This window comes from Microbulbifer sp. SE14, from assembly GCF_059834885.1.
Map to the genome: position 1 here is coordinate 1 of NZ_JCBAJA010000063.1, position 3,887 is coordinate 3,887.

Here is a 3,887-nt window from a genome sequence, read left to right on the forward strand (position 1 = left end):
TTACAGCGCGTTGCGGCCGCATAAGCACAACGACGGGTTGCCGCCCAATGTGGCAGAGCAGGCCTACTGGAAAACTCAAAAGACGGTGGCCTAAATCACTTGACCACTACACCTCCGCAGGACGGCCTACGCTATGCGCTGCGCGCATAAACAGCGTAGGCCGCCTCTGCTGGCAACGTTATTGGGGCGGGTTCGGAAGCAGAATATTGGCGCGAGAGATCGGAAAATCCGGAGTGCTTTTTGGGCCAACCGGCTGCAAGTAATGCGGGCGTCCAACGCTCTAAGCTCCGTTCCTGGTGCTTTCGTTAAAGCTCCAGGCGCCGACAATCTCTGAGTAGCATCTTGGCTTGCCAGTAAGGAAAATTTGAAGAAAGATGAGGAAAGCACAGAGATCTTTCCTCTTTTTATCGGGCGGCGGCCCTCCGCTGCGCTACGGGCAGAGTGCCATTAGCGAGTTCGGACACCGCCCGCAATAACCAGGCCAAGCTGACGGACAGCCTACGCAAAGCGCTTCGCGCAAAATACGCTCCGGCTGCCGCAGTTGGCAACGTTAGGAGAACAATAAAGTTATGAAGTATTTTTCAATAGTTGGTATTTGTTTTATTTTGGCCTCTTGTGCATCAGTTAGCCCTGAAGATCAAGCGAAGATTGACAAGATGACCGAGAATGGTAATCAACACATTGCTGTGGGGGTAAAGTTGGCACAACATTATTGCGAGAATAAAGTTTGGCCTTCCACGCTATCAGAACTAAAAATTTATTCTCCGAAAAATAAAATCCCGATTCCAGTAGAAGTAGATTGGGATTGGCTAAGTCGTCCTGAAGTTGTCTTTGAGGTTTCGGATACAGTAATTTTAAAAACTCCAGCAGAGCAGGGTGTTATTGAAGATGTCGCATTTTCTTCAATTCATAACCCTCCTGTCTGCCAAGGAAACAACATTGAGATAAAATCCCATATAAACATAGGTGGGTAGGCATCTCCTAACGAAGTGCTGCAGACCGACGGCTAACTTTGTGTACTTTATGCGCGGTCGCTTCGCTCCCATTTTCGCGCATAAAGCGCCCAAAGTTAGCCGCGGCTGAGCGCGGCGTTATAGCTTTCATACAATGGAGCCTGCATGACACTCGTTATCGTTAGTCACGACTTAAGGCCAAGCCTAAATTTCGTGTGGAATGAGGACGCTGGAAAGGACAAGAAAACGCCTTTAGAACCGAATGGTCTTTTGGTGGCCACCGACACCGCAATAACCACTTCGGATACAGGAGTGACCCTTCTAAGCGGATTTAGAAAGTCTTACGAAGTGCCCGTAAAGGTATGGAGGCCATACTTTTTGGGTGCATATTTCCATAGCTATCGAACCACTTACTTGGAAACGTCGTGTTTCATCGCGTTTGCTGGAAGCACTCTTACAGCTCAGCATGTCTTAAATAGCATAACGGAACACCTCGGGAAACTTCGTATAAGTTACCGAAGAGGCAGTAGCTCTCCCGGAGAATATTGCGTGATCCGGCATTGTCAGAAGAACGATCTTGAGCAAGGGCAAGGTGTGGATCAGTGGGGTGACGATATGTTTTTACCACAGGACATTGATGCCCTTCTAACGGCAGATGTGATTGCGGACAACATTCTATACTCCATAAACGAATCTCTGAGATCAGCAAGAAGATACAAACTCGACGCTAAATCCTTGCAGCAAATGCAAACAGATTTTGCAGCTGGTATCTATTGCCCAGTAAGCAGGGAACATAGGTTGTATACGTTTCGAATGGATAAAGCTCCAGATGATAATGGTATATATGAAGTCTTCGCGAAGAAGGCGGAGATACATTGGAACCAGGTGGCGGTACTTGGTATGAGAGCAGAACACGAAACTGATGCTCAGGCGGTTCTTGATGACTGTATAAAGTCTTGCACCCCTCCCGGCGACGCAATTTTTGATTTTCTGAATAGCGCTATCGATAAGGCTCAGCAGTCTGGTAGCAATGCCATTGATAGGCCGTCTGTGTTAAAAAGATTTGAAGGCGGACGGCTGGAAAAGGTGCGGCATTCAAGTGGGCTATAACAAAGCCAACCACAACGACGGCTTTTCCGTTCCGGCTTCGCCTCCACTACAAAGCCGCGTGTGTTGGCGGCGTTAAAGGCCTTGGCTGTGGTGTTCATAGGTTGGGTGTTTGGCCGGGGCTTGGTTGCATGGCCTTGGCGCACAGCCGGTGCCTATGCTGAAAATGTCGGGGCAACCAAGGCTGTCAAACTATGCTGTCCGGTTTGGTTGCACAGTCTGGCGGTAGCGTTGGTAAAAACTCTGGCGTTCCGGTCGCAGGGCAATTCAGCGCATCCATTTGCCAACAACCGCTCATTCGGTGCCCTGGTTCCTGGCGCCATCGGTCGGGTTGGTGCAAGGTATCAGGGAGTAGGCATTCCGCATTGGGTGCCCAAACAGACAAACGGGTAACCGGCCCTTAACCATACGGTCAACCGGACACCATAACCCTGGCGGGTTCTGGTTCCCTGCGCTTCGCTCCGGTGCCGGTTACCTTCGCGTTGAGGCTGTAGCAAAAGTCTGACGGTATGGGGTGTTCGCGTTCCTACGTGAAATCTGGTGATTTTTCTGATGCAAAGTGCCCTCGATTTTACGAGAGAGTGCGATTTTCGGTATAAATATTGAACAATTTGAGGCTTCAGGAAGGATCCGATCTTTTTCTACAGCCTCGTTAGGCATATCTATGATCGAGAGTATGCGTTTAGATCGAAAGTGCCTTGTGGAAATTCGTGTTGGGAAAAGCCACGACAAGGTTCATCCTGCTTGGCAGGACGACACCAATGAAGGCTTTCTGATTTGCTATGACGTTAATTTGGTCTTTGACGACCAGTCGATTTTCTTGGTCCAGCCATGTGAGGTAGAAACTACGGGCCGCTACCCAGGTCTCGGGTTGTCGCTGGAAGAGATAGAAGCTGTGAATCTTCCGTCACTCTTCAAGATCTCTTGCCTTCCGATGAGGGTGGAGGAGGTGGTTCAAACTGATTGCTTGGGAGAGGATGTCATAAACCAATACATCATAGCTCTAGAGAACGGAAGCAAAATTATAATCAGGCATGTATTTCCGCCAATGACGATGGGTATAAGATTCGAGCAAGGAAATGCCTAACCAAGCCATTAAGTTCGCGCACTTCGTGCGCCGGACCTCGTTCCACTCGGCCGCTTATGGCGGGCGTTAGCTGTCAGGGGAACTATGGACTGTAGGGACTTCAAGAAATACTGGATCGAAGGCGACATTGCTAATTTGGACTATGAGCTCCAGGCGAATGCTCTAGATCATCTTCGTGAGTGCTCAGCATGTGCCGATGCAGCTCTCGCTGCCACACTCGAACAAAGGGGAGTGAAGGTCGCCGATTACCCCTGTGTTCATATGGCGCAGTATGCTGAGTTTTATTGCGAGCAACATGCAGATCCAAAAGATTGTGACGATGCCACAATTCGATACGATGAAGTGTTCGATGAGTATTCAATTCCCCATGGTGATGGTCTCAGTCAGATGGTCATAAATAACTGCCCTTGGTGCGGCACTCAACTGCCCAAGAGCAAAAGAGACTTGTGGTTTGATACCCTCGAGTCCATGGGGTTTGATGACCCGTGTGAACAAGAAATACCTGAGGAGTTTGAATCCAAGCTGTGGCGTCAATCCAGCTAACCAGTCGCTGTAGTACGCGGCCGATGGCCGCCGGACGCCCTTTTCATTGCGGCTTCGCCTCCATTACAAGGTCGCCGCTAAGCTCAGCGTTAACCATATATGAGCGAAATTAAGTCGTGGGTTAAAGTTCTGATAATCGCTGAGTTTGCCTTGGTGTACTGGCTACCTGCGGTTGCGCTGGCAACAGGGTTAGTATT

3 protein-coding genes are annotated in these 3,887 nt (G+C 49.5%); all 3 read left to right on the plus strand.

All coding sequences use genetic code 11. The features are described 5' to 3' along the window. The first annotated feature begins 569 nt into the window (after nucleotides 1-569). The 3 genes from AC6R19_RS22600 to AC6R19_RS22610 all read left to right on the plus strand — a co-directional run bounded on the left by AC6R19_RS22600 (nucleotide 570) and on the right by AC6R19_RS22610 (nucleotide 3,690). Nucleotides 570-974: a hypothetical protein gene (locus AC6R19_RS22600; protein ID WP_500582127.1), complete on the plus strand. Its 405-nt coding sequence runs from the start codon at nucleotides 570-572 to the stop codon at nucleotides 972-974. Between the two features lie 144 nt (nucleotides 975-1,118). After that, nucleotides 1,119-2,063, plus strand: coding sequence for a hypothetical protein (locus AC6R19_RS22605; RefSeq protein WP_500582128.1), 945 nt, complete (start codon nucleotides 1,119-1,121; stop codon nucleotides 2,061-2,063). A 1,168-nt stretch (nucleotides 2,064-3,231) separates the two neighbouring features. Beyond that, complete coding sequence (locus AC6R19_RS22610; protein ID WP_500582129.1) at nucleotides 3,232-3,690, plus strand: DUF6980 family protein; 459 nt, start codon at nucleotides 3,232-3,234, stop codon at nucleotides 3,688-3,690. The last annotated feature ends 197 nt before the right edge of the window (nucleotides 3,691-3,887 follow it).